General features: G+C 54.4%; 3 protein-coding genes and 2 rRNA genes (1 of these 5 only partly in view). 4 read left to right on the top strand and 1 reads right to left on the bottom strand.

Annotated features, from left to right (window positions below):
- Positions 1–1,690: ribosomal RNA gene (locus tag ACUZ9P_RS13860) — 23S ribosomal RNA — on the top strand (it extends 1,244 nt beyond the left edge of the window).
- A 46-nt stretch (positions 1,691–1,736) separates the two neighbouring features.
- Positions 1,737–1,851 (top strand): 5S ribosomal RNA (gene rrf / locus ACUZ9P_RS13855).
- 51 nt (positions 1,852–1,902) lie between these two features.
- On the opposite strand, the gene ACUZ9P_RS13850 is transcribed toward rrf, so the two are convergent.
- Positions 1,903–2,049 carry a hypothetical protein gene (locus tag ACUZ9P_RS13850; protein WP_449250141.1) on the bottom strand — a complete coding sequence of 49 codons (147 nt, stop codon included), beginning with the start codon at positions 2,047–2,049 and terminating at the stop codon, positions 1,903–1,905.
- Positions 2,050–3,546: 1,497 nt separating this feature from the next.
- Between ACUZ9P_RS13850 and ACUZ9P_RS13845 the strand changes: the two genes are divergently transcribed.
- Together ACUZ9P_RS13845 and cooS are read left to right on the top strand one after the other, a co-directional pair.
- The gene (locus ACUZ9P_RS13845; protein ID WP_449250140.1) at positions 3,547–4,251 is read left to right on the top strand and encodes a Crp/Fnr family transcriptional regulator; all 705 of its coding nucleotides are present in this window, start codon (positions 3,547–3,549) and stop codon (positions 4,249–4,251) included.
- A gap of 243 nt (positions 4,252–4,494) precedes the next feature.
- Positions 4,495–6,390 carry an anaerobic carbon-monoxide dehydrogenase catalytic subunit gene (gene cooS, locus ACUZ9P_RS13840; protein WP_449250139.1) on the top strand — a complete coding sequence of 632 codons (1,896 nt, stop codon included), beginning with the start codon at positions 4,495–4,497 and terminating at the stop codon, positions 6,388–6,390.
- Positions 6,391–6,469 lie beyond the last annotated feature (79 nt).

Raw genomic sequence — 6,469 nt, 5'->3', positions numbered from 1 at the left:
GCTGAAGGTGTGTTGTAAAGCATGCTGGACTGTGGAGAAGTGATTATGCTGACATGAGTAACGATAAAACGGGTGAAAAACCCGTTCGCCGTAAACCCAAGGTTTCCTGGGTAAAGGTAATCTTCCCAGGGTTAGTCGGTCCCTAAGGTGAGGCTGAAAGGCGTAGCTGATGGGAAACGAGTTAATATTCTCGTACTTGTACATCTGTGCGATGGAGGGACGCAGAAAGGTAGACAGGCCGGGTGTTGGTTGTCCCGGTGCAAGCAGGTAGACGTGTGGTACAGGCAAATCCGTACCGCTCTACGTCGAGACGCGAGTCCGTGACCGTAAGGTCTGAAGCTGTTGAGCCTATACTGCCTAGAAAATCTTCTAAGTTTAGGATGTGCAAACCGTACCGCAAACCAACTCAGGTGGGTGGGATGAATAATCCAAGGCGCTCGAGAGAACTCTGGCCAAGGAACTCGGCAAAATAACCCCGTACCTTCGGAAGAAGGGGTGCTCCTCCGGGTGAAGTTAATTCACTTAACGAGCCTGAGGGAGCCGCAGAGAAATGGTGGTGGCGACTGTTTACTAAAAACATAGGTCTGTGCGAAGTCCTAAAGACGACGTATACGGACTGACGCCTGCCCGGTGCCGGAAGGTTAAAAGGAGAGGTCAGCGCAAGCGAAGCTTCGAATTGAAGCCCCGGTAAACGGCGGCCGTAACTATAACGGTCCTAAGGTAGCGAAATTCCTTGTCGGGTAAGTTCCGACCTGCACGAATGGCGTAACGATCTCCACACTGTCTCGGCCAGAGACTCGGTGAAATTGAAGTCGCGGTGAAAATGCCGTGTACCCGCAGAAAGACGGAAAGACCCTGTGCACCTTTACTATAGCTTGACATTGGGATTTGGAACTGCATGTGTAGGATAGGTGGGAGACTGTGAACTCTGTACGCTAGTATGGGGGGAGTCATTGTTGAAATACCACCCTTGTTTTTTCAGGTCCCTAACCCTCGACCGTTATCCGGTGAGGGAACAGTGTCTGGTGGGTAGTTTGACTGGGGCGGTCGCCTCCTAAAGAGTAACGGAGGCATGCAAAGGTTCCCTCAGGCTGATTGGAAACCAGCCGTCGAGTGCAAACGCATAAGGGAGCTTGACTGCAAGAGAGACATCTCGAGCAGGTACGAAAGTAGGTGTTAGTGATCCGGTGATCCCGAATGGAAGGGTCATCGCTCATTGGATAAAAGGTACGCCGGGGATAACAGGCTGATCGCATCCAAGAGTTCACATCGACGATGCGGTTTGGCACCTCGATGTCGGCTCATCACATCCTGGGGCTGAAGCAGGTCCCAAGGGTACGGCTGTTCGCCGTTTAAAGTGGTACGCGAGCTGGGTTTAAAACGTCGTGAGACAGTTTGGTCCCTATCTTCTGTGGGCGCTGGAGAATTGAAAGGGCCTGTCCCTAGTACGAGAGGACCGGGATGGACGCACCCCTGGTGGACCTGTTGTCGTGCCAACGGCACAGCAGGGTAGCTATGTGCGGAAGGGATAACCGCTGAAAGCATCTAAGCGGGAAGCCTGCCTTAAGATAAGTTCTCCCTGGAGCAATCCCTAAAGGGCCGAGGTAGACTACCTCGTTGATAGGCTGGAGGTGGAAGCGCCGCGAGGTGTGGAGCTGACCAGTACTAATAGCCCGTGAGGCTTGTGTTTGAAAAAAATCCTTCCGTCCCTGTCAATTAATATTTTGACAAATTTCGTTGATAGCCATGGAGGAGAGGGTACACCCGATCCCATTCCGAACTCGGAAGTTAAGCTCTCCATCGCCGATGATACTGCATAACGTCATGTGGGAAAGTAGGCCGCTGTCAACGATTGCTCCAAAGCCCCTTGCTGCTACTAGCGCAAGGGGCTTTGTCTTTTCCTTACTCTTTCCCTCCGCCCACCCCATTCCTCGCTGTCTCCTTGACTGCATCAACATCCCTCCCCTTTACCTCCTCACCGCCACCTTGGGCGCGGCCTTCTTCTTCTTCTTCTTCTTCTTCTTCTTCTTCTTCTTTCCCTTGCTTCACAGCCTCCCTCTGCTCGAAACCCTTGAACCTCCTTGCTTGCAGTTCTGCCAGAGCCCGTCAGCCGCATTTACGCAAACCCGTCTTTTTGGGCCTGACTACGTCAAAATTAGTTTTTTAATGCTCACGTACTTGAGTACGCTGCGCTTAAAAAACTAATTTTTCCTTGTCAGTCCACAAAAATGCGTATTTTGCAAACTCGCCCAACACCAGCCATCGCCTCCGCTTACGCTGCGGCGAGTCTAAGGAAGGCGACGCGACAACCCTCTCCTAATCACGACCTGCGAAAGCCAAGATGGAAGGCGGCACCACAACCATTTCACATCATTTCCGTTGAAAGGCAGGGCACCCTTGCGCCAAGTGCTTTGTAATTTCATTGCAACTTTGCGCATTCAAAAGGTGATGCAACATGACTCCGCAATCTTTCTTTTACTGCCTGCAAAAGGCAGGGTGGAAGGTGGCGCTACTGCTATCTCCCAACCATGACCGTTGAAAGACCGGTGAATGTTAGAACTAGAGGAAAGCTACTCTCGGCTTGCTTCAGGGCTTGTCCGCAAACAATCTAGGGACTCAGGCTGCATAAGGTTACACTAGTTTATCGCAAAAGTTCGCCCGAATGTGTTGGACGTGACTCTGTAGTAACCTTTCTTTAATTACTGCCTGCAAAAGGCATATGAGGTTAACGATTCGCCATTGGCTTCTAGCTGTTGGCTTTCGCTTCGAGGTGACTAGGGGGAGTAATCAACACGTCTTGCCCGTGATGATGCCCACAGCGAAACCAGATTTTTTGCGATGCAACAATTTTTATGGCGAGGCAGCTTGAGCCAACGACCAGCTTTCAAAGCAGAATAGTTTTCTGGATCGTTGGCTGAAACGGACTTTATCCAACGCAAATGCGCCATCTGGCATTTACGCGGCGCGGAGGGAGATCGCCTGACCGCGTGCAGCGAGGGAAGGAAGCTCCCGGAGCAACAGCCGCGTTGCCCTCGCCAGATAGGGGTTATTGAATATCCCTCTTTGGGGGGGGCTTCGGGGGGGATGCAAGGGGGGCCGGAGTGCTGACGAAGTCAACACGACCGGAAATCAGGAGCAGGTCGCGGCTTTGCCGCGCCGTCAGCGACGGATATCCGTGACTTTCCGCCCGGCGGTTATACCGCCGATGGCGGCCCAAACCCGCAACGCGGTGTTTGGCAGCAGATTGCCGGGCGTAGCCCATAACCGGCCCCGCCTTGCTGCGCGCCGCACTGGCGTCCCAGACTCCACCGGACGGCGGAATCTCGTGCCCGAAGGGCAGCAAAAGACTTAGGCTCTACGATGAGCAGAAATTGCGCCCCACTCAGGCGACCCAACCTTGCCGTATGCCGAAATCTTTGACGAATTTGCGCATGGACTATATGTTTAAATCAGCAGCGCCGGGTTGCAGTGGAATGGCCGAGAAAATTTCGGCATACTGTGTACCCCTCGAGAATCCTTGAGCATCCCGGAAGCAGGAGAACCCTCATGAAGTTTACCTCAGTCAATTTGCTGGACGAGCTTGCAAAGCCAGAGTTCTCTTCGCTGCTTTCTGCTTTTAATGAGCGTTGCTTCCCCAAAAACAGCATGATTTTTACGCCCAGCTATGATGAAGAGCCGGAAAACTCTCCCACAGCGGTTTCTCCAGCAGGGGAGCGGCTGATAGCCGGTAACTACGTGTTCATTGTGAGCAAGGGGCTTGTGCGTGTATATCTGGCCTATGGCGAAAAAGAATTTACCATCGCCTTTCTCAAACCGGGCGATGTGTACGTCAGCCATTCCAGCGCGCAGGTGCAGGCTGTGGAAGATACCACCATTCTACTGGTGGACACTCCCACGTTTAATCAGCGCATGATGTCTGTGCCGCAGTTTACAGTAACTGTTGTGCGAGTGCTTGGCGGTATTCTCAAAAATACGTTCAGTATTGTTGATGGCCTTGCGCTACGTGATGTTTCTGCCCGCCTGGCTCGTCATCTTGTTTCTGCCGCGCAAGAAAGCGCCCCCGGCCCGGATGGCCGCCGCCGCGCCCGCTTGCAGCTTTCGGGCGAGATGTTGGCCCAGACCCTCGGGGCGTCCCGCCAGACCATTTCCACCCTGCTGACCGACCTGACCCGCTCGGGCATTCTGCTCAAGGAGCAGCGCGGCGTGTATTGCATTCTTGACGAGGGTCGTCTTCGCGAACTTCTGGATTAACCCGCCAAAATTTTCTTCCGCTCTGGCCTTTTAAATTCTCAATTTCAGACTTCTTTACTATTATTTCTTACAAGGTATTTGAAAATAATATAATTATTTCATATTGTTAACTTGTTATAAAAATCATCACCGTTCCTTTGTCGCACATCTGACAGACGCCTTTTCCTGACTGTGATACCAGTATGACAAAGATAGCGGCGCAGACTTGGCGCGCCGTGTAACCTCAAGTTTTGTGGGGCAGCTATGGAAAGCAAGAAGCGCGACATCAATGACATGTCCATATGGGATGATGCCAAAAGTATGCTGGCAAAGGCCAGAGCAGATGGCGTAGAAACTGCCTGGGACAGGCTGGATCAGCAAACGCCGCATTGCCGTTTTTGCGAGCTTGGCACCACCTGTCGCAACTGCGTTATGGGGCCGTGCCGTATCAGTGCCAAGGCCGAACCCGGCGGAAAACTTTCTCGCGGCGTGTGTGGCGCAGACGCCGATGTGATTGTGGCCCGCAACTTTGGGCGCTTTATAGCAGGCGGTTCAGCCGGGCATTCGGATCACGGGCGTGATGTGATCGAAGCCTTGGAGGCAGTGGTGGAAGGCCGCGCCCCAGGCTATCAGATTCGGGACGAGGCCAAACTGCGGCGCATTGCCGCCGAATTGGGCGTTGCGACAGAAGGGCGCGAGGCGCTTGATGTGGCCGCTGATGTGGTGGATGCCTGCTACAGCGATTTTGGCAGCAGGCGCAAGGCGGTCAATTTTGTCTCCCGCGTTCCGGCCAAGCGCCGTGAGCTGTGGGAAAAGCTCGATATCACTCCGCGCGGCGTTGACCGCGAAATTGCCGAAATGATGCACCGCACCCACATGGGCTGCGATAACGATGCGCCCAATACCATGCTGCATGCTGCGCGATGCGCCCTGGCCGATGGCTGGGCAGGTTCCATGATCGCCACGGAATTGTGCGACGTGCTTTTCGGTACTCCCAAACCCAAGATGTCCACCGCAAATCTTGGCGTTATCAAAAAAGATACAGTCAATATCCTGGTGCACGGTCACAATCCGGTGGTGTCCGAGATGATTCTGGACGCAGCCCGTGACCCTGAAATGATCGAGCTTGCTAAAAAGAACGGAGCTACCGGCATCACTGTGGCAGGTTTGTGCTGCACCGGTAACGAACTGCTCATGCGCCAGGGCATCCCCATGGCGGGCAACCACCTGATGACGGAGCTGGCAATCGTGACTGGCGCTGTGGAAGTTGTGGTGGTGGACTATCAGTGCATCATGCCGAGCCTGGTGCAGGTGGCTGGCTGCTACCACACCCGCTTTATCGACACTGCCGCCAAGGCGCGCTTTACTGGTGCCATCCATTTTAATTTCCATCCCGAAAATGCGCGGGAAGAAGCCCGCAAGATCGTACGCATGGCGGTGGATGCATTCTTGGAGCGTGACCCCAAGCGTGTGGAAATCCCCGGCGAACCTGTCAGCATCATGACCGGTTTTTCCAACGAGGCCATTCTTGAGGCTCTGGGCGGCTCGCTTGATCCCTTGCTGGATGCCGTCAAGGCTGGCACTGTGCGCGGGTTTGTGGGCGTAGTTGGGTGCAACAACCCCAAGATCAAGCACGACTCGGCCAACGTGGGCCTCATGAAGGCGCTTATCAAAAAAGATATTATGGTTCTGGCCACAGGCTGCGTCACCACTGCGGCGGGCAAGGCCGGGCTGCTGGTGCCCGAGGGCGCCTCCATGGCCGGGCCGGGGCTGCAAAGCCTGTGCGGCGCGCTGGGTATTCCGCCGGTACTGCACCTCGGCAGCTGCGTGGATAACGCCCGTATTTTGCAGTTGTGCGCGCTGATCGCCAATGCTCTGGGCGTGGATATCTCCGATCTGCCCGTGGGCGCGTCCTCGCCTGAATGGTATTCTGAAAAAGCGGCGGCCATCGGCCTGTATGCCGTTGCCAGCGGCATTTACACGCATCTTGGTCTGCCGCCCAACATTCTTGGCTCGGAAAAGGTGACAGATATAGCTCTGAACGGTCTGGAACAGATTGTGGGCGCATCCTTTGTGGTAAATGACGATCCCGAAAAGGCGGCTGATCTGCTGGATGCGCGCATCCGGCAGAAGCGGCAGGGCCTTGGCCTGCAGCCTTAGGACAGTGTGTTTTGCAGAGTGGGTGGGCAGGGCCTGCCCGCTCTGTGCAAAGCTCAAGGACTAATACATAAACCACAGG

It is taken from the genome of Desulfovibrio intestinivivus, assembly GCF_053570665.1.
The sequence above is the reverse complement of the archived record's forward strand: the minus strand, read 5'-3'. Positions and strand labels throughout refer to the sequence as shown.

Bases quoted from the DNA above. Each gene is read 5' to 3' on its own strand.
- ACUZ9P_RS13845 (WP_449250140.1), top strand. From the start codon at position 3,547: ATGAAGTTTACCTCAGTCAATTTGCTGGACGAGCTTGCAAAGCCAGAG.
- cooS (WP_449250139.1), top strand. From the start codon at position 4,495: ATGGAAAGCAAGAAGCGCGACATCAATGACATGTCCATATGGGATGAT.